Here is a 23,307-nt window from a genome sequence, read left to right on the forward strand (position 1 = left end):
CTATAGAATGCCGCCGACTCTGATTTCAGACGGCGGCATTCTTTTTTGTAGAAAGGTTTGTAGTAAAGGATTGTATATGCAACAGAAGACTATAAATGTTGGTGACCTGCAGGTGGCTAACGACAAGCCCTTTGTTCTGTTTGGTGGTATGAATGTGCTGGAGTCCCGTGACCTGGCCATGACCATAGCCGAGCATTACGTGAAGGTGACGGAAAAGCTGGGTATTCCCTATATCTTCAAGGCGTCTTTTGACAAGGCAAACCGCTCTTCTGTCCACTCCTATCGTGGGCCGGGTATGGAAGAAGGTCTGAAAATCTTTCAGGAGCTGAAAGAGACCTTTGGTATGCCCATTATTACCGACGTGCATACAGAAGAGCAGTGCCAGCCGGTGGCAGATGTGGTCGATGTGATTCAGCTGCCTGCTTTCCTGGCGCGCCAGACTGATCTGGTGGTGGCGATGGCGGAAACCGGAGCGGTGATCAACGTCAAGAAGCCCCAGTTTATGAGTCCGGGACAGATGGGCAATATTGCCGAGAAGTTCGCTGAAGCGGGTAATGAAAACGTGATTCTGTGTGAACGTGGCACCTGCTATGGCTACGACAACCTGGTAGTCGATATGCTGGGCTTCCGAACCATGAAAGAAGTCAGCAAAGGTTTGCCGGTGATTTTTGATGCCACTCATGCGCTGCAGTGCCGTGACCCTATGGGGGCTGCGTCTGGCGGTCGTCGTCATCAGGTGACCGAGCTGTCTCTGGCGGGTATGGCAACACGTCTGGCGGGTCTGTTTATTGAAGCGCATCCTGATCCGGATAATGCCCGTTGTGACGGACCTTCCGCACTGCGTCTGTCTCAGCTGGAAGGTTTTCTGACCCAGATCAAGGCGATTGATGATACGGTGAAGGCTTTCCCCGAGCTGGATACCCACTAATAGTCGTTTAAGTCGTAGGTTGGGACGAGCGCAGCGACTCCCAACACGGTGACTGGCTCTGCAGTCCCCCAAGCCCCTGTTTTCTGTTTTTCTCAGAAATTTCTTCTATCTTTGTGATATTTACTGTGTTTTAGCGTGTATCTTCAGGTGTCTGAGTGTCCGTTTTTGCAATAGTTGATAACCGCCTGAGAGTTGGTATAGTTGCGTCGTCAAATGGGTGATGCAGCCTGATTACGGGCTTGCGGCCACGCAACTGCGCTTTTGACTTGCGTCAATGGTTTGCACGATGTGGCGAAATATCCATCGCTGGTTCGGTACTTCCGGTCAGGAAATCCGATAGTATTCCCGGCTTTATTAAGTTCCCCCTTACGTTTCTCTTTAATGAGAAGATGCTGAGAGAAAATACCATGTCTAAGATTGTTGAAATCAAAGGTCGCGAGATCATGGACTCCCGCGGTAACCCAACTGTTGAAGTTGACGTTATCCTGGAATCCGGTGCTATGGGTCGTGCAGCTGCTCCTTCCGGTGCATCCACTGGCTCCCGTGAAGCTCTGGAACTGCGTGACGGCGACAAGTCCCGCTATCTGGGCAAGGGCGTTCTGAAGGCGGTTGCCAACGTAAACGGCCCAATCCGTGAAGCCCTGCTGGGTCGCGATGCTCTGGACCAGAAAGGTCTGGACCTGGCGATGATCGAGCTGGACGGTACTGACAACAAAGAAGTACTGGGCGCGAACGCTATCCTGGCGGTTTCCCTGGCTGCTGCAAAAGCGGCTGCGACTTCCAAGAACATCCCTCTGTACCAGCACATTGCTGACCTGAACGGTACTTCCGGTCAGTTCACCATGCCTGTTCCTATGATGAACATCCTGAACGGTGGTGAGCACGCTGACAACAACGTAGATATCCAGGAATTCATGATTCAGCCTGTTTCTGCCAAGACTTTCTCCGAAGGTCTGCGCATGGGTGCTGAAGTATTCCACGCTCTGAAGAAGGTACTGTCTGCTAAAGGCCTGAACACTGCGGTAGGTGACGAAGGTGGTTTCGCTCCAAACCTGGCTTCCAACGCTGACGCTCTGGCAGTCATCAAGGAAGCGGTTGAAGCGGCTGGCTACAAGCTGGGTTCCGACATCACTCTGGCTATGGACTGTGCAGCTTCCGAATTCTACGTTGACGGTCAGTACAACATGAAGGGCGAAGGCAAGATCTTCTCCTCCAACGAATTCTCTGACTACCTGGCCAAGCTGTGTGAAGAGTACCCAATCATCTCTATCGAAGATGGTCTGGACGAGTCTGACTGGGACGGCTTCAAGTACCAGACTGACATCCTGGGTGACAAGATCCAGATCGTTGGTGACGACCTGTTCGTAACCAACACCAAGATCCTGAAAGAAGGTATCGACAAGGGTATCGCTAACTCCATCCTGATCAAGTTCAACCAGATCGGTTCCCTGACCGAGACTCTGGAAGCGATCAAGATGGCTAAGGACGCTGGTTACACTGCCGTAATCTCTCACCGTTCCGGTGAAACTGAAGACGCTACCATCGCTGACCTGGCGGTAGGTACTGCGGCTGGCCAGATCAAGACCGGTTCCCTGTGCCGTTCTGACCGTGTATCCAAGTACAACCAGCTGCTGCGTATCGAAGAAGCTCTGGGTGAAAAGGCGCCTTACCGCGGCCTGGCTGAATTCAAGCGTGCATAATCTGGCGGCTTGAATCACCTTGTGATTCCGGGTTAACCCCATAAAAAGGGAGGCATATCGCCTCCCTTTTTATTTTGTTTTTTTCAATTTAAGTTTTCCCTGCAATACCGGCTTTTATCATGCCCTGGTGGTTTGTTAGACTGACAGGCTGCATATCAGGGAATTTCACATGCACAGGCTGGCCATTTCGGTTCTAACCATCACATTTATTTTTTTGCAATCCCAACTCTGGTTTGGCGAAGGCAGCATCAGTGAGCTGCTTTATACCCGTGAACAGATTGAGCGCCAGCAGAATGAAAATGAGCGCCTTTACCGGCGTAATCGTTCACTGGCTACAGAAGTGGTTGAGCTTCAGAATGGACTGGAAATCGTTGAAGAACAGGCCCGGCTCGATCTGGGTATGGTTCGCAAGGACGAAACCTTCTACCTTATCTATGATTAACTTCCCGTGCTGCCATGCAGCCATCAGTCGTCTGGCGGATTATCCGGTGGATTAATAGTGAGTACCGCAATGACTCGTTCTCGTGAAACTCTTCGTGATAAGTACTGGGCTGTTGTGCCTGCAGCAGGCGTAGGGCGCCGCATGAATGCGGATATGCCTAAACAGTATCTTGAAATCCAGGGCAAAACCCTGATGGAACATACCCTGCAGCGGTTGCTGGACTTTCCCTTACTGGAAAAGCTGGTCGTGGTATTAGGGGCCGATGACGAATATTATCCGGATGTGGCTCTGCTGCGTGACCCCCGTATCATTCTGGCAAAAGGGGGCAAAGAGCGTTATCACTCGGTGGTGAACGGGCTGGCCGTACTGGATGAACTGGCTGAAGACACGGACTGGGTACTGGTTCACGATGTTGCGCGTCCGTGTATTCGCCAGTCTGATCTGGACTGGCTGGTGAAATCCCTTGAAAACGACCCCATTGGTGGTTTGCTGGGAATGCCGGTCAGGGATACCATGAAGCGTTCCAACAAAGATGGCGTTATCTCTGAAACGGTTGATCGTGAGAATCTCTGGCATGCTCTGACCCCCCAGATGTTCCGCCTGAAACCCCTGATTGATGGGCTGAGTAAGGCCATGGAAGCCGGCGTTAACATTACGGATGAAGCCAGTGCCATGGAATTTGCCGGTCATAAGCCGCGTATGGTTGAAGGTCATGGCGACAATATTAAAGTCACCAGAGCTTCAGACCTGGCTCTGGCCTCATTATATCTGCAACAACAAGCGAAACTGATAGAGACAGTCTGATGCGAATAGGACACGGTTTTGACGTCCACCGTTTTGCCGGGCCAGGCGACGGTGATCATATAATCCTGGGCGGTGTCAAAATTTCCAGCCCCCAACGTTTGCTGGCCCACTCTGATGGGGATGTGCTGTTGCATGCCGTATCCGACGCCCTTCTTGGTGCGGCGGCCCTGGGTGATATTGGTCAGCACTTTCCGGATACCGACCCTCGCTATAAAGGCATCGACAGTCGTAAGTTATTGCGTCATGTGGTCAGCCTGCTGGCAGAGAAAGGGTTTTCGGTCGTTAATCTGGATACCACCATCGTGGCTCAGGCACCAAAAATGGCTCCGCATATAGAAACCATGTGTTGCCACCTGGCTGAAGATATGGGTGTTGAGCGGAGCTGTGTCAACGTCAAGGCAACCACCACCGAAAAACTGGGTTATACCGGCCGTAAAGAAGGTATAGCTGTCCATGCTGTTGTTCTGATCAGCCCAAAATAACACAGCGGCTAATTGAAGTGGCTATTTCAAGAGGCTATTTCAAGAGACTATTTCAAGAGAAGATGTATGAGTGATCTTTCCTATCCCATGGACTGGGCGTATGCATGGGGTGGCCCTGCAGGCAAGGCGCTGTTTAAAGAACAGCCTGAAGATTTTATTGTTGAGGAGCTGCTGCCCTTTGAGCCGGACGGTGAAGGGGAGCATGTTCTGCTCTATGTTGAAAAACAGGGTGAAAATACGGACTGGGTGGCAGGAAGGCTTGCCCGGTTCGCCAGAGTTAAACGACTGTCGGTCAGCTACGCCGGGCGCAAGGATCGCCACGGAATTACAAGGCAGTGGTTCAGTGTCTGGATGCCGGGCATGGAAGAACCCCGCTGGAGTGATTTTCAGGAGGAAAATATCCGTATTCTGCAGGTCAGCCGACATCGTCGTAAGCTGAAAACCGGTGCGCTGAAAGGCAACCGGTTTATCATCACCCTGAAAAGTGTTGATGCTGACCGGGAACAGCTTGATACGTTACTCGACCATGTTTCAGTCAAAGGCGTCCCCAGCTATTTTGGCGAACAGCGTTTCGGACGGCGGGGTGAAAATCTGGAACGGGCTATCAAAATGTTTGCCGGTGAATTTCGGGCTCACAAGAATAAACGTTCAATGTACCTGTCTGCCGCGCGTTCCTGGCTGTTTAACCGCATCGTTTCTGAACGGGTCAACCAGAACAACTGGCTGGATTATATAGCGGGCGACGTTCCCGGATTTCAGGACAGCGGCAGCCTGATACTCAGGGATCATGATGACGAACTGATGGCGAGAATACATCGTGGAGAGGTGGTACTGACGGCACCGCTCTGGGGAGAAGGTGAACTCCTGTCTGAAAATGACTGCAAGGCTCTGGAACTGGCAATGCTGGAACCGTATCCGGTTCTGAAATCAGGGCTGGAAGATGCCCGGATGAAGCAGGAGCGGCGTGCTATACGACTGATTCCTGATCAAATGCAATGGGAGTGGAAAGATGACCTGACCCTGCAGATCAGCTTTGCACTACCCAAAGGATGTTTTGCTACTTCGATACTGCGAGAGCTGTTGCTGTGTGAAGAGAGGGACCGGTTTGAACCTGCTGCTGTGTAATGACGATGGTGTAACTGCCCCGGGGCTTGCTGCTCTTTACCAGAGCCTGAAAGGGCTGGGTCATTGCTCGGTGTACGCTCCTGACCGTAACTGCACTGCTGCCAGCAGTGCCTTGACTCTTAACCGCCCGCTGCGCCCCAGTCTTCAGGACAATGGTTTTTATGCCATTGATGGCACTCCGGTTGACTGTGTACATCTTGCTGTGAACGCTCTGCTTGAAACTGCTCCGGATATTGTGGTTTCTGGCATCAATCACGGAGCCAACCTGGGAGACGATGTACTCTACTCCGGTACGGTGGCTGCGGCGCTGGAAGGGCGCTTTATGCGTAAACCGGCGATTGCCGTATCACTGTGCGGTGACAGCGATGAAGGGTTTGCAGCAGCAGGGCGTGTCGTCTTTGAACTGGTTCAGAAACTGGACCAGTTAACCCTGCCAGCCGGTTCGGTTCTGAATGTCAATGTACCAAATCGCCCTTATGACGATATAAAGGGAATAAAGGTCACCCGTCTGGGGCATCGTGAACGACCCGATGCGCCGTTAAAAGTGGTTGACCCCCGTGGGCGGGAAGCCTGGTGGATTGCACCGGTGGGCAAAGAGCAGGATGCCGGAGATGGCACTGATTTCCATGCTATTGCCACCGGTTATGTGTCAGTGACGCCACTGCAATATGATCAGACGGATCACGGAACATTGACTCAGGTACAGCACTGGCTGGGAGGCTGAAGGATGAGGGATGCAGAACTGAAGGGAATAGGAATGACATCCCCTCGAACCCGTAACCGGCTGATTAACCGTCTGGCGGAGCAGGGGATTGTTGCAACGGATGTTCTGGACGTCATGCGGGAAGTTCCCCGTCATATTTTTGTTGATGAAGCACTGGCGCAGCGGGCGTATGAAGATACCGCCCTGCCCATAGGTCATAACCAGACGATATCCCAGCCCTATATTGTTGCCCGTATGACGGAAGCGCTTATGGCAGGGGGAGCGTTGAACAAGGTGCTGGAAGTGGGGACGGGTTCCGGTTACCAGACTGCAGTACTGGCTCATCTGGTGAAGCAGGTCTACTCAGTGGAACGAATACAGCCATTGCATGTAAAAGCGCGCAGTCGGCTGCGGCGGTTATCGCTGCTCAACGCGCACCTGAAGTTGAGCGATGGCACCATGGGCTGGCCGGGTCTGGCGCCTTTTGATGGGATTATGGTAACGGCTGCTCCGGGCAAGGTTCCTGTCGAATTGTTGGAACAGTTGTCTGAAGACGGCGGGCGTCTGGTGATTCCCGTGGGTGATTTTCATCAGGAGCTGCTGCTGGTGGTACGCCATGGGCAGGAGTTTCATCAGGAAGTGCTGGAACTCGTGCGGTTTGTTCCCATGCTGAGCGGTGTTATACGGTAGTTGTCCAGATGTACCCGAACAATGACTTTTAATAAATTAAATTCAGGCGGCATGACGCCTGCTTATTCAGGATTGTTAGACGATGTCTGATAAAACAGATTTTCTTGGGCTGGTGCTCAGAGGCATGGCCATGGGGGCTGCGGATGTGGTACCCGGTGTGTCCGGTGGCACCATTGCCTTTATTACCGGCATTTATGACCGGTTGCTGAATTCTCTGCGCAGCTTTTCACCGACTCTGCTGTTGCTGTTGAAAAACGAAGGTATCGGAGCCTGCTGGAAAAAGGTAGACGGCACTTTTCTTGTCTGTGTATTCAGCGGCATTTTGATCAGTATTCTGTCCTTCGCGCATCTGATCAGTTATCTTCTGGCGGAATACCCGGTACTGATCTGGTCGTTTTTCTTCGGGCTGATTCTGGTGTCCGGCTTACACATGGTTCGACAGGTTCGCCATTACAGTATGACTGGTGGGATACTGTTTGTACTGGCGGTAATCACAGCCTATATGATTGGTACCCTGACGCCTGCCAGCCTGTCGCCAACACCATTGATTTTGTTTTTTGCCGGTTCGATCGCTATCTGTGCCATGATTCTTCCGGGAATCTCCGGTAGTTTCCTGCTGTTGCTGATGGGTTTGTACGCAACGGTTCTGCAGGCAGTGAAAACGCTGGACCTGATGGTTCTGACGATTTTCGCATCTGGCTGTGTTGTCGGGCTGTTGAGTTTTTCACACGTTCTGTCCTGGCTATTACGCAAACACCGGGATCTGGCCCTGTCTCTGTTAACCGGTTTGATGGTCGGGGCGCTTGGCAAGGTCTGGCCCTGGAAGCAGACGCTGGAAACCCGCCTCAACAGCTCGGGTGAAGAAGTCCCGTTTCTGGAAGTAAATGTTTCTCCATTCAACTATGAGTCCCTGACCGGGGAGCCTGCTTTATTCCTGCCTGGCTTATCATTGATGGCTGCAGCGATTGTGATGTTTCTGGTTATTGAGTGGTTAGGAAACCGGAAGTAATCAGCTCCTGCGTGACGGTATTTGCCCCCTGTCTCTGAAGCATCATGGTTCAAATCATAAACCATGATGCTCTTCTGCTTGCTCTGAAATCAATTTGAGTCTAGACCGTGTGGTGTTTGTGGAAAGGCCAAATGTTTTGATGGGAGTAGCAGGCTTTGTCAGATGTTGCAGCGGGACGAAATTCGACGTGGTTGCTCTTGTGCCTGGTTGTTGTTCTTTTTACAGCAGATACAGGAGCGAGTGAGCTTTGTCTGGTGATTTCAGATCATCATCGCATAAGCCCTGGGAATGCTATCTTTCTTCCCCGTCTGGCAAGTTTTCAGTGTTTTTATCAGCGTGGAGTAGGCAGTACATCAGGAAAAAAAGAATCTTCCGTAGTCTATAACGCTGACTCTGATCAGGTATGGGTGTTACGTTCAGGCAGTTGTTGTCATTCTGTTCAGGGCAGCGCCTCAACCGGATCTGGCGGAAATGAACCACCGGAGCGCCCTTCTGATTACTCCCGGCAAGAGCCTTACGACTATCTTGTGCATCAAAGTCCCATAAGGCGCTGGTTACTGCGACTCTTGTCTTTCTTTTTTCGCATGTGTGGCAGAGATTGCTTTACGGGGGGATCGGGTGATGAGGGTGCTATCAGGCTTATTTCCGCAGATGATGATTCAGATCCGTATTCTGAAGCCTGTGAAAATGCCCTCGAAAATTATGCTCATGAACTGGACTCTTTAACACAAGAGAGAGTTATGGGTATCTTAACTCAACACTCAAAAATAGTTGTGGATGTTTCTGAGCTTGGAGAATGGATCAGGCGCTGCATCGAGTCAGGAAGATATTCGCAGGCTGCTATTGAGCAGCTGGAGGCTGAGCATCTTAAACTTCGTCTTAAAGAGGCTGATCTCAGAACGTGCTTTGAAAATCTCTTGAGATCGTACTGCAGAGAACGTCGGGATAACCCGGAGCGCTGAGTATCAAAAGGCATCCTGACGGAGCTTGCTGCCATTATGCGAATGCTGGTTCCGTAAGGATTTTGCAAAAGCAGAGACTTGCTGTTCGCAGTGTGCGACTATTTCTCTGAACGTGTTCTGGACGTTAGTCTTATTGGGTCGCTGTACAGATAGTATTAATGTTTTCTAAAAAAGGACGTTTATTAATTTGTTCAGGATGATCTGTATAAAAACCGGAATATAGATGAATCCGATAACTTGTATATATTTTTTTAACTTAAAATTGTATTTTTAAACTCAATTTAGTTATAAATTCTCTGGATCGTACGTGGCGAAAATTGGGATAGCGCCGATGGTTTTGTTCGCAAAGTACCATCAAATTAAATTGAGCGTTTGCTCAAAAATAAGCCTGGTTGTTCTGGCGATTATAACGTTGGCTGCCTGCAGCCATGACCCATCCGGCGTAGTTGTCAGGGAACTTCGCTCGCCTCCGAGGGTGACATCCGGTACTCATATTGTCAGGCAGGATGAGACCCTGTATTCCATAGCCTGGCTCTATGGCAGGGACTTTCGTGAGCTGGCAGACAACAACGGTATCCGCTCCCCCTATATTATCCAACCTGGTCAGCACATCTCTCTGGAGCAACGAAAGCGAGCCGTTACACCACCCCCGCAACGACAGCCTGCTACATCGCCTAAGCAGCAAGTGGTTAAAAAAGAACCAGTTCAGAAAAGGCCAGCAGTCAGTCCAAACCCCCAGACTGTTTCCTGGCGCTGGCCAGCAAAGGGAAAAGTTATCCAGCGTTTTTCGTTGTCAGGATCTGTTAACAAAGGGATTGATATCGACGGCAATTTGGGAGAGCCTGTAATGGCAGCTGCAGCTGGTGAGGTTGTTTACGCAGGTAGTGACCTGGCTGGTTATGGCAGGCTGATTATTATGAAGCACAATAACAGCTATCTGAGCGCTTACGCTCATAACAGGGAATTGCTTGTGGGTGAGGGAGACTCAGTTAAAGCAGGCCAGAAGATAGCCGAAATAGGTTCTACAGGAACTACAGAGCCTAAGCTGCATTTCGAAATTCGGCGTGATGGCAAACCAGTCGACCCCATGCGATTCCTGCCAAAGCGGTGAGATGAGAAGTACAGCGTCTGTAGAGGGATCTCACGGGTGTTGGGCGGACTGGATCATTTGGTTCAGGCATGACTCAACAGAGAGTGGGACTTTCGGATAGGACTGACTCTTATGGCAGCGAAGAGGGATGGCTCAGAGCAAGGTTTTGCTGAGGAATTAACCCAGGGACAGGATGATCTTGAGAATCTGTCGGATATCGGGCTATTAGAACCCGGGGAAGCGCCGGAAGCGGCGAACAAGACCACTAAGGTGGCTTCTTCCACTACAGATTATGCCCGTCAACGACGTGATGATGATGGTTTTTATAAAACCATTGATGCAACACAGTTGTACCTGAATGAAATAGGCTTCTCTCCGTTGTTGACTCCGGAAGAAGAAGTACACTATGCACGGCTGGCACGAAAGGGGGTTGAAGCCGGTCGTCGGCGTATGATTGAGAGTAACCTGCGGCTGGTGGTAAAAATTTCCCGCCGCTATGTTAATCGTGGCCTGACCCTTCTGGATCTGATCGAAGAAGGTAATCTGGGCCTGATCCGGGCAGTTGAGAAGTTTGACCCTGAGCGTGGCTTCCGGTTCTCGACTTATGCCACCTGGTGGATTCGGCAGACCATTGAGCGGGCCATTATGAACCAGACCCGCACGATTCGTCTTCCCATCCATGTCGTTAAGGAGCTGAACGTTTATCTGCGTGCAGCCCGGGAACTGACCCAGAAGCTCGATCACGACCCGACTCCGGAAGAAATAGCTCAGCTGCTGGATAAGCCGGTAGAAGACGTCAAGCGTATGCTGGGTCTGAATGAGCGTGTCACCTCCGTTGATACGCCTCTGGGGCCTGACTCTGATAAATCCATACTGGATACGATTTCCGACGATAAGGAATCGGATCCGGCTGAGCTGCTTCAGGATCTGGATTTGAACGACAGTCTTGATAAATGGCTGGGCGAGTTGTCTGAAAAACAACGCGAAGTGGTTGCCCGTCGTTTTGGTCTGAGAGGCTATGAAACCAGTACTCTGGAGGAAGTCGGTAAAGAGATCGGGCTGACTCGTGAAAGAGTACGGCAGATACAGGTCGAAGCTCTGAAGCGCCTGCGCAGTATTCTGGAAAAGCAGGGTTTGTCCGGGGAGTCATTGTTTAGCTGAAAGAGTTCAGCTGAACCATTTCGGAAGTAACATAAAAAAGCCATGTTCAGTCAAATGAACATGGCTTTTTTATGAGCTGTAGTCAGAAATCACTCCGCCTTGGCGCCTCATTTAATGTCAGACGGCTGGTTCAATGGGTTCTGGATGCAATGCAGGTTGCAGTGCTTCTGGCGCAAAATGACCTTTTGCTGGCTGTGACAATAAATAAAATACCTCAGTCTTTTTGTTATTGCGCTTGACAGTGATTGTTTGAAACGCTGTCAAATTTGGTTGAGTTAAAGCGTGTGTCGTCTCACGACCAACAATTTGTAAACATTTTCGGTGTAGTACTGCTGTGAAGTTTTTTTCCATTTTTTTGTTGTTGCTTTCAACATCTGCTTTTGGCCATTCCCAGTATCCTTCACGCATTGTCAAAGAACCTTTCTATGAAGAGCAGGTTGTTGAGATCACCCTGAATAACCTGAACAGCTATGTTCAAAGTTACGAAGTATCTGTAGATGAAAAAATAGTGGGAACCGTGAAAAACCTGGGTTCAGGTATCGAAAGAAGGTTGACTGTCAACCTTAAAGGGGTCAGAGAGGGAGAGGAAAAACTTGTCTGTAGTACTTCGATTCTTGATAGAGGTCAATCGGTTCGTACGCGTGTCTGCACAAAGGTTGAGTTTAAATGGTGATTCGTCAGTCTTCAGTTCGAAGTAAAGTATTTAACAGGAAAAACTCGTTCCTTGTGAGCCTATTACTTTTCACGACAGGCCATGTTCTGGCAAATATCAATCTGCCTTACACGCCCAACTTTGAGAATAACAGTCGTGTCAGGACAATGGACGGTGCCACCTGTGAAGCCAGAACTGCGCAGGCGACAGTTCAGATGGGTGTTTACGATACGGGAAACAGCCTCAACCAGTATGACCAAATCAATCCGATAGACAGCAGGGACAGGGATCGTGGCGTCTATGCCCAGATTGCTATTCCTCTGGATCTGGGGGGAGGGCGGCAACCCGACTGCTCTTATTTTCAGCAGATTATGGAAGAAAACGCTGAGCTTGATCTGCAGCTGAAACGACTGGAAGTCGAGCTGAAAATGAACCGTTTGAAAAAAATGCAACAAGTCGATGGCAATAACACCTTCTCTGAATAAGAAAAGCTGATGACGACTTGTTTCTTTTACGTCTGTGTTTGCGTTGAAAAAATTGAGAGAAATAACTCTCTGATATTTATGGAGTGCTGTTATGAGCCTTAAAAAAACTTCTTCTGTTATCGCTTTGAGTGCACTTTCTTTCGTTGCCAGTGCCAGTTCAGGAACCATAGAGTGGACACGTGATGTGCCAACTGTATGTGGAATTACCATTGATGATGGCAGCGGCTCTATTTTATTTCAAGACGATGAAGGTGGTAAACCAACTGTTTTTACCGTGAAAAGTAATTCTAATTTTCAGGGTAACCAAATGGGTGCAAAACTGTCTGTTCAGGTTCAGTCTAAATCTGACAACCTTCGGGACATTGAAGAAGGGGACACTATTCTTCATGTTCTAAATTCAAAATCGCAAAGTAAAAGTATTGATCAATGGGATGGAAGTCCTAATGCTTTTATTCCTAGCGGTCGGCATGAATCTTATCTTGAAATTATGAAAGAATCTAAAGATATAGAAGGTGGCGTAGCCAGTATGACAACTCTGCTGACTGTTGACTGCAGTAAGTAACTTCTTTCACCTGAATTTGCAGCGCATTAGCTTTTTTGTTCAGGGTATTTTCGGTGCCTGTCGTGTATATAGAAGGTTTAACCATGCGATCCGCAACATTACTGTCAGCGATGGCCAGTGTTATCAGCATTTTATTTTCGGTTCAGGTGTACGGGAATGTCAGTTGGAATAAGAAAGTTCCAAACCGCTGCGGCATAAAATTGCAGCGAAGTACAGGAGGGATTTCATTCAGGGGGGAGTCAATGGAATCGGTGCCTCCCATGCATTTTATCATACAGAGCAATTCTGGAAAAAATACCACTCCTCATGATCGCGGAGTCTATCTCCGGGTCGATATGGAGTCTGTCTCCGATAACCTCCGGGATATTCATGACGGCGATTTCATACTGCGAGTAAGAAGTGCTCGTGGGGATCAGGTAGAAGAAAACATCAGCCGCTGGAGTCTGTCACCGGGCCTCTATCTCCGAAATGGTGATCATCAGGCCTGGTTTGGCGTTGATCGGCGCATCGAGTCTATCGGTGCTGGTGAGACCGTGGCAAATACGACCCTTTCACTCACATGCGATCACTGACCAGCACTCGATGAAACATTGCAGCAGGGCTGGGGCGAGAGCCTCACCCTGTCTGCTATAAGGCTTAACGTTCCAGATGTTCCAGTTTGCCCTTTACACCGTCCCACTCGTCGGCCCCGGGCAGTGGATCTTTTTTCTCGGTGATGTTGTCCCAGACATCTGCCAGAACCGCATTCAGTTCAATGAATTCCTGCTGGTCTTCAGGCACTTCGTCTTCAGAAAAAATGGCGTTGGCAGGACACTCGGGTTCACACAGGGCGCAGTCTATGCATTCGTCCGGGTGGATGACCAGAAAGTTGGGTCCTTCGTAAAAGCAGTCCACCGGACATACTTCTACACAGTCAGTGTATTTGCATTTGATGCAGTTTTCACCCACTACGAAAGCCATGGTTTAAACTCCGTTTGTTCAGGCTGGTACAGCAATAGACGTTTGCGGTTGTCTATTGCTGTTGCTCGTTACTGTTGTAAGTTGTTGCTGGCCATATTGCCGTAATGGCGCAAAGTCTAACAGCAATATGACCGGGGTTGTAGGTTAAGCCCGTGAAAGGCTTAACAAAATCTATACCAATGCTTTATAAGCTAAAGCGTTTATTTTGTCAGGCTTTTCAGATCATAGATCAGATCCAGCGCCTGTCTCGGTGAAATTTCATCAGGGTTGATTTCATCCAGTCGGTCAATGGCCGGATGTGGCTGTGCCGCAGCAAACAGGTCATTTTGCAGCGGTTGCTCCTGAACGACCCTGATTGTCGACTGTGCAGTCACTTCCTGACTGGAAGAGGTTTGTTCCAGTTGTGTCAGTCTGGTTTTTGCCTGGTTCACCACATGCCTTGGCACACCTGCCAGCTGGGCAACCTGCAAACCATAACTCTGGCTGGCCGGACCTTCCTGTACCGCATGTAAAAATACTATACGGTCGTCGTGTTCGGTAGCGTTCAGATGAACGTTGACAACGGTGTCGCATTCGTCTGGCAGCTGTGTCAGCTCAAAATAGTGAGTGGCAAACAGGGTGAAAGCCTTCACCGAATCGGCAAGATAATGGGCGCAGGACCAGGCCAGGGACAAACCGTCAAAGGTACTGGTGCCGCGCCCCACTTCGTCCATCAGGACCAGGCTGCTCTCGGTGGCATTGTGCAGAATATTCGCGGTTTCCGTCATTTCCACCATAAAGGTTGAACGGCCACCGGCCAGGTCGTCAGAAGAGCCAATACGGGTAAATATACGGTCAACAACGCCTATTCTTGCCTTGCTGGCAGGTACGAAACTACCCACATGCGCCATCAGAACAATCAGGGCAGTCTGGCGCATATAGGTGGATTTACCGCCCATGTTGGGACCCGTGATGACCAGCATACGACGCTGGTGATTGAAGTTGACACTGTTGGCGACAAAGGGTTCATCCAGCACCTGTTCAACAACCGGGTGACGACCTTCTTCAATGGCGATACCCGGTGCCGCTGTCAGTTCTGGTTTACAGAAGTTGAGAGACTCCGCACGTTCAGCCAGATTGGTCAATACATCAAGTTCTGCCAGCCCCATTGCAGTTTCCTGCATCCGACCCAGTGCTTCAACCAGCTTATCCAGAAGTTCATCATACAGAGCTTTTTCCCGGCTCAGGGCACGGCTTTTGCTGGACAGTGCCTTATCTTCAAACTCTTTCAGTTCCGGTGTAATAAATCGTTCAACGTTTTTCAGTGTTTGACGACGTATGTATTCTACCGGGGCATCCTCAGACTCACGACGGCTTAGTTCTATGTAATAACCATGTACACGGTTATAACCGACTTTCAGACTGGCAAGCCCTGAACGTTCCCGCTCTCTCTGTTCCAGTTGAACCAGATAGTCACCAGCGTTTTCACTGAGCGCGCGGAATTCGTCCAGTTCGGCATCGTAGCCCGTTGCAATCACACCGCCGTCCCGAATCACGACAGGCGGGTTTTCAATAATGGCGCTGTCGAGCAGACCCGACAGCTGCGGGTGTTCGCTGATGATTGTGGACAGGTTGTGAATTGCTTCACTGTCGATAGTACGCAGAATGTCCTGCAGCTCCGGCAGTTGCAGAAAAGCGTCACGGAGTCGGGCAAGGTCGCGTGGACGGGCTGATTTCAGCGCAACCCGTGCCAGAATTCGTTCAATATCACCAATACCTTTCAACACCGGTTGCAGTGTTTCAAAGTGAAAACCCTGCTTCAGTGTCTCAATACTGTCCTGACGATGCTGAAGTTTTTTGAGGTCGCGCAGTGGACGGTTGATCCAGCGTCCCAGAAGACGGCTGCCCATCGCTGTAGAGGTGTGATCCAGTACTGACATCAGAGTATGTTCCCGGCCACCGGACAGGTTAGTGGTCAGCTCCAGGTTTTTACGACTGGCGGCGTCCAGTACCACGCTGTCTTCACGGTTTTCCAGTTGTATACCGCGAATATGGGGCAGGGCAGTACGCTGAGTCTCTTTGGCGTATTGCAGCAGGCAGCCTGCGGACTCTATGGCGACCGACAGTTTGTCGCAGCCAAAGCCTTGCAGGTTTTTGGTCTGGAATTGACGTGTCAGCTGTTCAACGGCGGTTTCCCGGTCAAAATCCCAGGGTGGGCGTTTGATGGTGCCGGGGCGACCTGTAACGCTTTCAGGCCAGGAATGTTCATCGTTGACCAGAATTTCTGCCGGACTGAGGCGTTCGACTTCCGCCAGCAGGGCTTCTTCGTCCCTGACTTCCAGTACGGTAAAGTGACCGCTGCTGATATCCAGAGTGGCTATGCCATAAAGGTGATCCCGGCGGTTTACGGCGGTTAGCAGGTTATCCTGACGATCATCCAGCAATGCTTCATCACTGACGGTTCCCGGTGTCAGTATGCGCATGACCTTGCGCTCCACAGGCCCTTTACTGGTAGCCGGATCGCCCACCTGCTCACAGATGGCCACCGAAACGCGCAGACGGACCAGCCGGGCAAGGTAGCCTTCAGCGGCGTGATAAGGAATGCCCGCCATAGGAATCGGCTCGCCACCGGACTGCCCCCGGGCTGTCAGGGTAATATCGAGCAGTTTGGCGGCTTTTTTGGCATCGTCATAAAACAGTTCATAAAAATCCCCCATACGGTAAAACACCAGGTGTTCCCGGTGTTGCTGTTTGATGCGGAGGTATTGCTGCATCATCGGGGTGTGTTTTGACAATTGTACGTCAGTCTTATCTTCGGAATTTGCCATGTAATTCACTAAATCAGGGTATAACGGAGGATTAACAGTTATCTGGAAGGTTGGAGGGCATCTCAACAAGTTCCAGATGAGACCAACAAATTGTGGGGGCTGGTTGTGTTGAAGAGAAATAATAACAAAGTGGTGATGAAACCTCTAACCAGAGTCTTCTCCAGCATACCAGGGGTTAAAGGGTTGCAAGAGTCAAACTGATACTTCCGTTTTATTTAATCCAACGATCAAAATTTGCCGTAAATAGCAGAGCCCGTTTGTAAAACAACACCGTGATCTATTATTTATTTTCTGTTTCAGGCAACTGAAAAATCCCTCAGGAGAAAAATGACAGTGCTTAACTTTGTGACTGCTGATATGAGTTTATCCGCCCGGATGCCACTCCTGAATACCGGTACACCGGATAGTAAACGACAAGAGATGCTTAATTATTTTTGCCAGACCTTTGATCTTTATGACCGTCTTTTTGAGGTGCTAGGCAGTAATGATGCCTGGTATAAAAAAGCCATTTCACTGCGTCACCCCCTGATTTTTTACTACGGACATACGGCCACCTTTTTCGTTAATAAACTCATCGCTGCCCGACTGATTGAAAACCGGATCGATCCGGACATTGAGGCCATGATGGCGATTGGTGTCGACGAAATGTCCTGGGATGATCTGGATGATAATAATTATGACTGGCCTCCGGTTGCTGCATTGCGAGCCTACCGGCAGAAAGTGCGCTCAATGGTCTGTGAGTTCATCAGAACAATGCCTCTGGAGATTCCGGTGCAATGGGACAGTGCCGCCTGGCTGATTCTGATGGGGATAGAGCATGAGCGTATTCACCTGGAAACGTCATCGGTACTGATCCGTCAATTGCCGCTTTCCTGTCTGAACAATAATGGACTGTGGCCGGTCTGCGGCGAAACAGGCACCCCTCCTGACAATACGCTGGTGGCCTTAGCCGGAGGCCGGGTAAAACTGGGCAAGTCATACGACGATCCATTGTATGGCTGGGATAATGAGTACGGTTCACAGGAGGTAGACGTAGCTCCTTTCAAAGCGAGTGCGTACCTTGTCAGCAATGGTGAGTTTCTTGCCTTCTTAAACGCAGGTGGCTACGACACGGAACGCTGGTGGACAGATGAAGGCTGGGCGTGGGCTACCTTTGCTGAAGCCAGACACCCTGAATTCTGGGTAAGAAAAGATGATTGCTGGCACTACCGGACTCTGCTGGAAGAGATTGATATGCCATGGAGCTGGCCGGTGGATACAAATTGCCACGAAGCCCAGGCATTTTGTCGCTGGAAATCGGAAGTGACCGGAAAACCGATTCAGCTGCCGACCGAAGCCGAGTGGTATTATCTCAGGGAACAGATAGACACAGACCTGCCTTACTGGGAACAGGCACCCGGAAACATCAATCTTGAATACTGGTCTTCTGCCTGCCCCGTTGACCGGTTTCGAACCGGAGAGTTCTGCGACATTATTGGTAATGTCTGGCAATGGACCCGTACCCCGATTGATGCTTACGAAGGCTTTCGTGTCCATCCTTATTACGATGACTTCTCTACCCCGACCTTTGACAGTAAACACAACCTGATCAAGGGGGGCTGCTGGATATCCACCGGCAATTATGGCATCAAAGACTCCCGATATGCGTTCCGTCGCCACTTTTATCAACATGCCGGTTTTCGTTATGTGGAATCGACCGCTTTGGGCCAGGAAACCATTAACCCTTACGAAACGGATACCCTGGTATCTCAGTACCTTGAGTTTCATTTCGGTCAGGAATACTTCGGGGTCAGCAATTACCCGAAGAATTGTGCAGAGCTGTGTCGCAGCCTGATGGGGAGCGAGCCGATGACCCGCGCGCTTGACCTGGGCTGTTCGGTAGGACGCAGCAGTTTTGAGCTGGCCCGCTGGTTTCAGCACGTTGATGGCATTGATTTTTCCGCACGGTTTATCTCAGCCGCTGCCGAGTTACAGAAAAACGGCAAAATCCGTTATTTCATGCCAACAGAAGGAGAACTGGGGGAGTTTAAGGTTGCCAGCCTTAAGGCGACAGGGCTGGACGCCATAGACGTTAACCGGATTCTGTTTAGCCAGGGCGATGCCTGTAACCTTAAGCCGAAGTACCGTGATTATGACCTCGTGTTTGCCGGTAACCTGATTGACCGGCTGGCTGATCCGCAAGGGTTTCTGGGCAGTATCCACGAACGTATCCGTTCCGGAGGATTTCTGGTGCTGACCTCTCCCTACACCTGGCTGGAAGACTATACCCACAAAGAACAGTGGCTGGGCGGACTTCGTGAAAATGGTGAAGTACTGGAGACTTATACAGCCCTGAAACGGGTTTTGGGCCAGCATTTTGATGAGGTGCAGCCACCGGCGGATATGCCGTTTGTTATACGGGAAACTGCCAGAAAGTATCAGCACACGGTTGCTCAGTGTACCGTCTGGCGCTGTCGATAATCAGAATATCAGGCACTTATGGATTCCTGCTGGAATATCGTGCCGGCCGGCCGATGCCTCTCAATAGGATCTACCAGAGGGGAGACATTATGAGCAAAGAAGCGAACAGGGCCGTTCTCACAATGACCGAATCCACCCAGGGCGAGTATCTGATCCGGGTCACTCAGGGAGGGAGTGTCATTTTTGGTGATGTTATTTTGCGTTTGCCAACCGGTCTCAGCACCAGCCTGCAGACTGAACTGGCGTCTTCACTGGCGAATGCCGTTTTGCGCCATATCAGCAATGCCGACAAAACCGCGATGGAGGAAGTGCAGCAACTCTTTTATGACTGGGGTTGCTTTGATGTTATTGACGAAGACTGTCTGTAACACCGATTCTGTCAGTGGCCCTGGTGGTCACTGACGCTTAACCTTCTCTTTTTATATCGTTTACACTCATACTCTGAACAAAACCAATAACATCCAATTCTTTTGGGAAGGTGTCCTATGTCCCGGTCTGATGACATCGTAGTTGTTAATTGTGCCAGAACGCCCATGGGCAGTTTTCAGGGTTCCCTGTCAGGACTGTCTGCCACAGAGCTTGGGCTGGAAGCTGTACGTGCCAGCCTGGAGCGCAGTGGGGTGGATGCTCACACTGTTTCCGAACTGATTATGGGCTGTGTCTTGCCTGCCGGGGTGGGGCAGGCTCCTGCCCGGCAGGTTTGTCGGGGTGCCGGTTTACCCGACTCAGTCACCTGTACAACCGTGAATAAAGTCTGTGGTTCTGGTATGAAGGCAGTGATGATGGGGTGTGCGCAGCTTCTTACGGGAGAGTCTGAAGTCGTGGTGGCCGGTGGCATGGAAAGCATGACCAACGCCCCCTATCTCCTGAAAAAAGCCCGACAGGGGTTGAGAATCGGACATGCCGACCTTCAGGACTCAATGTTTGTCGACGGGCTTGAAGACGCCTATGGCGGGCAGTTGATGGGCGTGTTTGCCGAACAGACAGCGGTTCGTTTCAAGGTAAGCCGGGAAACCATGGATGATTTCGCCATTGAATCACTGGAAAGGGCGCAGCAGGCCATTGCCAACGACTGGTTTGCGAATGAAATTACGCCGGTTGATGCAGGAAAAGCTGGGCTGGTGGAGGTCGATGAACAGCCCGGTAAAGCCAGAGTCGATAAGATTCGGAAACTTCGGGCTGCCTTTGCGGATGAGGGTTCTGTGACGGCAGCAAATTCCAGCTCAATCTCTGACGGTGCTGCTGCCCTGGTTCTGATGCGTGAGTCAGACGCCCTGAACAGAGGGCTTCAGGCAGTGGCAAGAATCCGGGGATTTACCAGCCATGCCCGTGTTCCAGCCGAGTTCACCATTGCCCCTGTAACCGCTATTGAGCAATTGCTTGGCAAGGTTGGCTGGTCAGCCAGTGACGTGGATCTGTTTGAAATCAATGAAGCCTTTGCCGTGGTGACTCTGATCGCCATGCAGGAACTGAGCCTGCCTCATAGTAAGGTAAATGTCTTTGGCGGAGCCTGTGCGCTGGGTCATCCACTGGGAGCCAGTGGCGCACGTATTATGGTTACCCTGATCAATGCCTTGCGGCAACGGGGTGGCAAGCGCGGGGTTGCTTCACTGTGCATTGGCGGTGGAGAAGCGACGGCTATTGCACTGGAGTTGATTCATTCTCCGTAATAAGCATAATCGGTGCCTCGTTTGAGTTTAATGAGAGAGATGTTGTCATGGCAGTCGCCAGTGCAAGACACATTCTGGTAAACACCAGGGAAGAGGCTGAAAAGCTGAAGAAACAGCTGGAAAAGGGTGCTGACTTTGCTCAGCTGGCAAAAAAACACTCTACCTGCCCGTCAGCTAAGCAGGGTGGCGACCTGGGCGAGTTTCGCCGTGGGCAGATGGTGAAGGCGTTTGACGATGTTGTGTTCAAAAAAGAAGTACTGAAAATTCATGGACCAGTGAAAACCAGTTTTGGTTTTCACCTGATCCAGACGATTTACAGAAACTGATTCTGATCTATACGACAGAGGCTTCACAGGTTTCGGATTGTTCTGGAGATAGCTCTGGAGATGAATCAGGAGCCTGTGAGCCTTGGGAGACCAGCCGCAGTTGACCAACATGCGTGCGCTGCTTTTTCTGGCGCACTGTTTCCGAGCGCATAAACAACGTGATTTCAGCGTTGACTGCTTCTTTCAGTTTTACCTTGCCCGCCGGTTTGCCGTTCAGGTCGATGCGGCTGCGTCCGGGTTTGATGGACATCAGGTAACGCTCCTGAGACGTAAACAGTTTTAATGCACTTTTAATGATGGGCAGTGGGAACTCGCCAGTCTGTTTCATTTCGTTATGAATGCCGACTTTCAGCGGTCTGGGTGAGGACACCCGAAAGGCTTCCGGCCAACGCTCACGAACCATTCTCAACGCTTCTGATTTTGATACTTCTGCGGTTTGTCCGGCGTCTGTTGATGTTGGGTGTTCTTCCATGTGACTCTGCTTGCTGACAGACTGCTTCAGAGTGGTGTTCTCTGGCTCTGACAGGGATTCATTCCGGTTTTCAGTTGTGCATTCGTACTGCATTGTCTGTTTCTGTTTGACGTTGATGTAAACGCTTTTTATACCAGCTCCGCCTTCAAACGATGACCTTGAGCCATTCATGTTCAAAGGCAGAATGAGTATCAGTGTATATCGATGGCACAGGATTTCAGATCCTGCAGTGATGTTACTTCCAGGGCCTGTTCATGAGTTGACTTCAGATAAACCGGCGGTGCCAGTCCTGCATCGAAAGCCTGCTTCCAGCGCATGGCACACAAACACCAGCGATCGCCTTCCTGAAGTCCGGGGAAATCAAACTCTGGTTTGGGTGTAATCAGGTCGTTGCCCTGTAGCAGGGAGTATTCCAGAAACTCTCTGGTTATGCGGGCGCAGACAAGGTGTAATCCCGGATCGTTGCTGTCAGCATGACAAAACCCGTCACGAAAAACACCGGTGGCTGGATCAAAGCAGCACGGTTGCAACGGTTCCCCAAATACATTTTTCTGTTGGCTGGTTTGAGCTTTCATGACCGACTCCCCTTGGTAACGGCAACACTATAGCCTGCCAGTCACAGAAACAGAATGTTTCAGGACAGTTTTCTGAACGCTTTATGATGTTTTTGTAGAATCAGGGCGCTGTTATTATAGCTTTTGGTATCAAAAAAGACAGTTGTCTTATATTTTCAGGTCTTCTGTCACTGACGGTCAACCGGCTGGCTCGTTACTGAATTGCTACATGAATTGTTAGCAGACTGGTTGCCAGGTTGGATACTGGTTTGCTGTCGTGCCTGTTTCAGTGACATGTTCAGTGCCTTTTTCCTTGGCAGAACTCTGTAAATACTGCGCAGATACTCAGACTTAATATTGTTTTTGCCGGTTCTGATACCAAGGTGTTTCAGATAGGCTTCCATATGAGTGTCTGAAGGAATTTCCATAGAATTCACTTGTTACTGTTTTGGTTATAGCCGAATTCAATCCTGTTGAGCCCTGTAACTGTAAGCAGAGTTTGTGCCACTTTTTCTATTAGCGCTTTCTATAGCGCAACATCGCAGAACAGCTACTCGATACGGCAGAGTATTTTGGGAGTTGTTCCTGTCCGGATGTCACTAATAGTGACTGCAGGTAACAGAGCTGTCTATGGGCCTGACGCCTGATCCGGTAAAAACATCTCTGGTGTCATCACCTGGTTGGGTTTGATGGTTTTGACAGCGTGTAAGCTTTTCAGCTGACTGATCTCCCTGAAGTAGCCCTGTTTAAGATGACTGATATCATGAAGCTGCCAGCTGCTGTTGCTTTCAGTCACCTTACTCCCTCCCCGAATGTGGTCGGTACTGATTAATACCGGTAGAAACAGGCTGATATTGGCATGAAGCAGCAGACTCTGGTTATCACGTTCCCGGCAGATGACCTTCAGTGATTGCCGGCCAGGAGCCAGCGGTGTCATCAGCTTTATTTCAGGAGTGCCTGGACATAAAGGCAGCTTTATGCGTTTTGGTGGTGCTTCTACGCCGACTTTGAAATAAGAGGCTCCCAGAGAGTCAGCCAGCTCTTTCGCACGGTCATTTAAAAACGCTGTTGAGGCATGGACTGCCTGGGAGGAAAAACTTTCCGATCTGCAGTTGCCTGCTATTAACAGTAACGTCGACAAAATGAAGAACAGCCGAAAAGAACGGGTAACAAACGGCATGACCCTTCCGCACATTGACCGGTAGATAGTCAACATATTAGCAGAGAATATCCGTGTAAAAGGCGAAGGTTTGAACGATAGAT

25 protein-coding genes are annotated in these 23,307 nt (G+C 50.2%); 18 read left to right on the forward strand and 7 right to left on the reverse strand.

Translation table 11 applies throughout. From position 1 onward, the window contains the following. The first annotated feature begins 76 nt into the window (after nucleotides 1–76). The 11 genes from kdsA to rpoS all read left to right on the forward strand — a co-directional run bounded on the left by kdsA (nucleotide 77) and on the right by rpoS (nucleotide 11,096). Nucleotides 77–928, forward strand: coding sequence for a 3-deoxy-8-phosphooctulonate synthase (gene kdsA, locus V5J35_RS21675; RefSeq protein WP_354009127.1), 852 nt, complete (start codon nucleotides 77–79; stop codon nucleotides 926–928). Between the two features lie 407 nt (nucleotides 929–1,335). Next, nucleotides 1,336–2,628: a phosphopyruvate hydratase gene (gene eno / locus V5J35_RS21680; protein WP_354009128.1), complete on the forward strand. Its 1,293-nt coding sequence runs from the start codon at nucleotides 1,336–1,338 to the stop codon at nucleotides 2,626–2,628. A gap of 169 nt (nucleotides 2,629–2,797) precedes the next feature. Next, complete coding sequence (locus V5J35_RS21685; protein ID WP_354009129.1) at nucleotides 2,798–3,070, forward strand: septum formation initiator family protein; 273 nt, start codon at nucleotides 2,798–2,800, stop codon at nucleotides 3,068–3,070. Between the two features lie 69 nt (nucleotides 3,071–3,139). Beyond that, the gene (gene ispD, locus V5J35_RS21690; RefSeq protein ID WP_354009130.1) at nucleotides 3,140–3,874 is read left to right on the forward strand and encodes a 2-C-methyl-D-erythritol 4-phosphate cytidylyltransferase; all 735 of its coding nucleotides are present in this window, start codon (nucleotides 3,140–3,142) and stop codon (nucleotides 3,872–3,874) included. Then, entirely contained in the window at nucleotides 3,874–4,356 is a 483-nt protein-coding gene (ispF, locus tag V5J35_RS21695; RefSeq protein WP_354009131.1) for a 2-C-methyl-D-erythritol 2,4-cyclodiphosphate synthase, read from the forward strand. Before ispD ends, ispF begins: the two co-directional genes overlap by 1 nt. A gap of 66 nt (nucleotides 4,357–4,422) precedes the next feature. Further along, nucleotides 4,423–5,481, forward strand: a complete 1,059-nt coding sequence (gene truD / locus V5J35_RS21700) for a tRNA pseudouridine(13) synthase TruD (protein WP_354009132.1) — start codon at nucleotides 4,423–4,425, stop codon at nucleotides 5,479–5,481. Continuing rightward, nucleotides 5,462–6,205 (forward strand): 5'/3'-nucleotidase SurE, encoded by a 744-nt coding sequence (gene surE / locus V5J35_RS21705; protein WP_354009133.1) that lies wholly within the window; start codon nucleotides 5,462–5,464, stop codon nucleotides 6,203–6,205. Before truD ends, surE begins: the two co-directional genes overlap by 20 nt. A gap of 33 nt (nucleotides 6,206–6,238) precedes the next feature. After that, nucleotides 6,239–6,874, forward strand: coding sequence for a protein-L-isoaspartate(D-aspartate) O-methyltransferase (locus V5J35_RS21710; protein WP_472924770.1), 636 nt, complete (start codon nucleotides 6,239–6,241; stop codon nucleotides 6,872–6,874). Nucleotides 6,875–6,956: 82 nt separating this feature from the next. After that, nucleotides 6,957–7,883, forward strand: a complete 927-nt coding sequence (locus tag V5J35_RS21715) for a polyprenyl-phosphate transporter (RefSeq protein ID WP_354009135.1) — start codon at nucleotides 6,957–6,959, stop codon at nucleotides 7,881–7,883. A 1,374-nt stretch (nucleotides 7,884–9,257) separates the two neighbouring features. After that, nucleotides 9,258–9,956 (forward strand): peptidoglycan DD-metalloendopeptidase family protein, encoded by a 699-nt coding sequence (locus V5J35_RS21720; RefSeq protein ID WP_354009136.1) that lies wholly within the window; start codon nucleotides 9,258–9,260, stop codon nucleotides 9,954–9,956. 111 nt (nucleotides 9,957–10,067) lie between these two features. After that, nucleotides 10,068–11,096 (forward strand): RNA polymerase sigma factor RpoS, encoded by a 1,029-nt coding sequence (gene rpoS / locus V5J35_RS21725; protein WP_354009137.1) that lies wholly within the window; start codon nucleotides 10,068–10,070, stop codon nucleotides 11,094–11,096. A 117-nt stretch (nucleotides 11,097–11,213) separates the two neighbouring features. Here rpoS and V5J35_RS21730 read toward each other — a convergent pair whose 3' ends face one another. Further along, the gene (locus V5J35_RS21730) at nucleotides 11,214–11,504 is read right to left on the reverse strand and encodes a hypothetical protein (RefSeq protein WP_354009138.1); all 291 of its coding nucleotides are present in this window, start codon (nucleotides 11,502–11,504) and stop codon (nucleotides 11,214–11,216) included. Between the two features lie 318 nt (nucleotides 11,505–11,822). Here V5J35_RS21730 and V5J35_RS21735 point away from each other — a divergent pair, with 318 nt between their 5' ends. The 3 genes from V5J35_RS21735 to V5J35_RS21745 all read left to right on the forward strand — a co-directional run bounded on the left by V5J35_RS21735 (nucleotide 11,823) and on the right by V5J35_RS21745 (nucleotide 13,367). Continuing rightward, entirely contained in the window at nucleotides 11,823–12,233 is a 411-nt protein-coding gene (locus V5J35_RS21735; protein WP_354009139.1) for a hypothetical protein, read from the forward strand. A 91-nt stretch (nucleotides 12,234–12,324) separates the two neighbouring features. Then, nucleotides 12,325–12,795 (forward strand): hypothetical protein, encoded by a 471-nt coding sequence (locus V5J35_RS21740; RefSeq protein WP_354009140.1) that lies wholly within the window; start codon nucleotides 12,325–12,327, stop codon nucleotides 12,793–12,795. Between the two features lie 242 nt (nucleotides 12,796–13,037). Then, entirely contained in the window at nucleotides 13,038–13,367 is a 330-nt protein-coding gene (locus tag V5J35_RS21745) for a hypothetical protein (RefSeq protein ID WP_354009141.1), read from the forward strand. Nucleotides 13,368–13,431: 64 nt separating this feature from the next. On the opposite strand, the gene fdxA is transcribed toward V5J35_RS21745, so the two are convergent. Next, nucleotides 13,432–13,755, reverse strand: a complete 324-nt coding sequence (gene fdxA, locus V5J35_RS21750; protein WP_354009142.1) for a ferredoxin FdxA — start codon at nucleotides 13,753–13,755, stop codon at nucleotides 13,432–13,434. A 200-nt stretch (nucleotides 13,756–13,955) separates the two neighbouring features. Beyond that, entirely contained in the window at nucleotides 13,956–16,562 is a 2,607-nt protein-coding gene (gene mutS, locus V5J35_RS21755) for a DNA mismatch repair protein MutS (protein ID WP_354009143.1), read from the reverse strand. Between the two features lie 327 nt (nucleotides 16,563–16,889). On the opposite strand from mutS, the gene ovoA reads away from it, so the two are divergent. The 4 genes from ovoA to V5J35_RS21775 all read left to right on the forward strand — a co-directional run bounded on the left by ovoA (nucleotide 16,890) and on the right by V5J35_RS21775 (nucleotide 21,018). Next, nucleotides 16,890–19,022, forward strand: a complete 2,133-nt coding sequence (gene ovoA, locus V5J35_RS21760; protein ID WP_354009144.1) for a 5-histidylcysteine sulfoxide synthase — start codon at nucleotides 16,890–16,892, stop codon at nucleotides 19,020–19,022. 89 nt (nucleotides 19,023–19,111) lie between these two features. Then, the gene (locus V5J35_RS21765) at nucleotides 19,112–19,390 is read left to right on the forward strand and encodes a hypothetical protein (protein WP_354009145.1); all 279 of its coding nucleotides are present in this window, start codon (nucleotides 19,112–19,114) and stop codon (nucleotides 19,388–19,390) included. A gap of 117 nt (nucleotides 19,391–19,507) precedes the next feature. Continuing rightward, nucleotides 19,508–20,692, forward strand: coding sequence for a thiolase family protein (locus tag V5J35_RS21770; RefSeq protein ID WP_354009146.1), 1,185 nt, complete (start codon nucleotides 19,508–19,510; stop codon nucleotides 20,690–20,692). 47 nt (nucleotides 20,693–20,739) lie between these two features. Beyond that, on the forward strand, nucleotides 20,740–21,018 hold the full coding sequence (locus V5J35_RS21775) for a peptidylprolyl isomerase (RefSeq protein ID WP_354009147.1): 279 nt from the start codon (nucleotides 20,740–20,742) through the stop codon (nucleotides 21,016–21,018). A gap of 7 nt (nucleotides 21,019–21,025) precedes the next feature. Here the strand turns inward: V5J35_RS21775 and V5J35_RS21780 are convergent, their stop codons facing one another. The 4 genes from V5J35_RS21780 to V5J35_RS21795 all read right to left on the reverse strand — a co-directional run bounded on the left by V5J35_RS21780 (nucleotide 21,026) and on the right by V5J35_RS21795 (nucleotide 23,224). Further along, nucleotides 21,026–21,583 (reverse strand): ProQ/FinO family protein, encoded by a 558-nt coding sequence (locus V5J35_RS21780; protein WP_354009148.1) that lies wholly within the window; start codon nucleotides 21,581–21,583, stop codon nucleotides 21,026–21,028. Nucleotides 21,584–21,681: 98 nt separating this feature from the next. After that, the gene (locus V5J35_RS21785) at nucleotides 21,682–22,065 is read right to left on the reverse strand and encodes a DUF2237 family protein (RefSeq protein WP_354009149.1); all 384 of its coding nucleotides are present in this window, start codon (nucleotides 22,063–22,065) and stop codon (nucleotides 21,682–21,684) included. A gap of 167 nt (nucleotides 22,066–22,232) precedes the next feature. Next, a complete protein-coding gene (locus V5J35_RS21790) occupies nucleotides 22,233–22,472 on the reverse strand; it encodes a hypothetical protein (RefSeq protein ID WP_354009150.1) in 240 nt (79 codons plus the stop codon). 200 nt (nucleotides 22,473–22,672) lie between these two features. Beyond that, nucleotides 22,673–23,224 carry a hypothetical protein gene (locus V5J35_RS21795; protein WP_354009151.1) on the reverse strand — a complete coding sequence of 184 codons (552 nt, stop codon included), beginning with the start codon at nucleotides 23,222–23,224 and terminating at the stop codon, nucleotides 22,673–22,675. Nucleotides 23,225–23,307 lie beyond the last annotated feature (83 nt).

Origin of the sequence: Endozoicomonas sp. NE40 (assembly GCF_040549045.1) — a bacterium.
In the GTDB taxonomy this organism is placed as follows: domain Bacteria; phylum Pseudomonadota; class Gammaproteobacteria; order Pseudomonadales; family Endozoicomonadaceae; genus Endozoicomonas_A; species Endozoicomonas_A lisbonensis.

Excerpts from the sequence above, each read along its gene's own strand:
- kdsA (WP_354009127.1), top strand. The coding sequence starts at position 77 with ATGCAACAGAAGACTATAAATGTTGGTGACCTGCAGGTGGCTAACGAC.
- eno (WP_354009128.1), top strand. The coding sequence starts at position 1,336 with ATGTCTAAGATTGTTGAAATCAAAGGTCGCGAGATCATGGACTCCCGC.
- V5J35_RS21685 (WP_354009129.1), top strand. The coding sequence starts at position 2,798 with ATGCACAGGCTGGCCATTTCGGTTCTAACCATCACATTTATTTTTTTG.
- ispD (WP_354009130.1), top strand. The coding sequence starts at position 3,140 with ATGACTCGTTCTCGTGAAACTCTTCGTGATAAGTACTGGGCTGTTGTG.
- ispF (WP_354009131.1), top strand. The coding sequence starts at position 3,874 with ATGCGAATAGGACACGGTTTTGACGTCCACCGTTTTGCCGGGCCAGGC.
- truD (WP_354009132.1), top strand. The coding sequence starts at position 4,423 with ATGAGTGATCTTTCCTATCCCATGGACTGGGCGTATGCATGGGGTGGC.
- V5J35_RS21710 (WP_472924770.1), top strand. The coding sequence starts at position 6,239 with ATGACATCCCCTCGAACCCGTAACCGGCTGATTAACCGTCTGGCGGAG.
- V5J35_RS21715 (WP_354009135.1), top strand. The coding sequence starts at position 6,957 with ATGTCTGATAAAACAGATTTTCTTGGGCTGGTGCTCAGAGGCATGGCC.
- rpoS (WP_354009137.1), top strand. The coding sequence starts at position 10,068 with ATGGCAGCGAAGAGGGATGGCTCAGAGCAAGGTTTTGCTGAGGAATTA.
- V5J35_RS21730 (WP_354009138.1), bottom strand. The coding sequence starts at position 11,504 with ATGCGTGAAGGATACTGGGAATGGCCAAAAGCAGATGTTGAAAGCAAC.
- V5J35_RS21740 (WP_354009140.1), top strand. The coding sequence starts at position 12,325 with ATGAGCCTTAAAAAAACTTCTTCTGTTATCGCTTTGAGTGCACTTTCT.
- V5J35_RS21745 (WP_354009141.1), top strand. The coding sequence starts at position 13,038 with ATGGAATCGGTGCCTCCCATGCATTTTATCATACAGAGCAATTCTGGA.
- fdxA (WP_354009142.1), bottom strand. The coding sequence starts at position 13,755 with ATGGCTTTCGTAGTGGGTGAAAACTGCATCAAATGCAAATACACTGAC.
- mutS (WP_354009143.1), bottom strand. The coding sequence starts at position 16,562 with ATGGCAAATTCCGAAGATAAGACTGACGTACAATTGTCAAAACACACC.
- ovoA (WP_354009144.1), top strand. The coding sequence starts at position 16,890 with ATGACAGTGCTTAACTTTGTGACTGCTGATATGAGTTTATCCGCCCGG.
- V5J35_RS21765 (WP_354009145.1), top strand. The coding sequence starts at position 19,112 with ATGAGCAAAGAAGCGAACAGGGCCGTTCTCACAATGACCGAATCCACC.
- V5J35_RS21770 (WP_354009146.1), top strand. The coding sequence starts at position 19,508 with ATGTCCCGGTCTGATGACATCGTAGTTGTTAATTGTGCCAGAACGCCC.
- V5J35_RS21775 (WP_354009147.1), top strand. The coding sequence starts at position 20,740 with ATGGCAGTCGCCAGTGCAAGACACATTCTGGTAAACACCAGGGAAGAG.
- V5J35_RS21780 (WP_354009148.1), bottom strand. The coding sequence starts at position 21,583 with ATGCAGTACGAATGCACAACTGAAAACCGGAATGAATCCCTGTCAGAG.
- V5J35_RS21785 (WP_354009149.1), bottom strand. The coding sequence starts at position 22,065 with ATGAAAGCTCAAACCAGCCAACAGAAAAATGTATTTGGGGAACCGTTG.
- V5J35_RS21790 (WP_354009150.1), bottom strand. The coding sequence starts at position 22,472 with ATGGAAATTCCTTCAGACACTCATATGGAAGCCTATCTGAAACACCTT.
- V5J35_RS21795 (WP_354009151.1), bottom strand. The coding sequence starts at position 23,224 with ATGCCGTTTGTTACCCGTTCTTTTCGGCTGTTCTTCATTTTGTCGACG.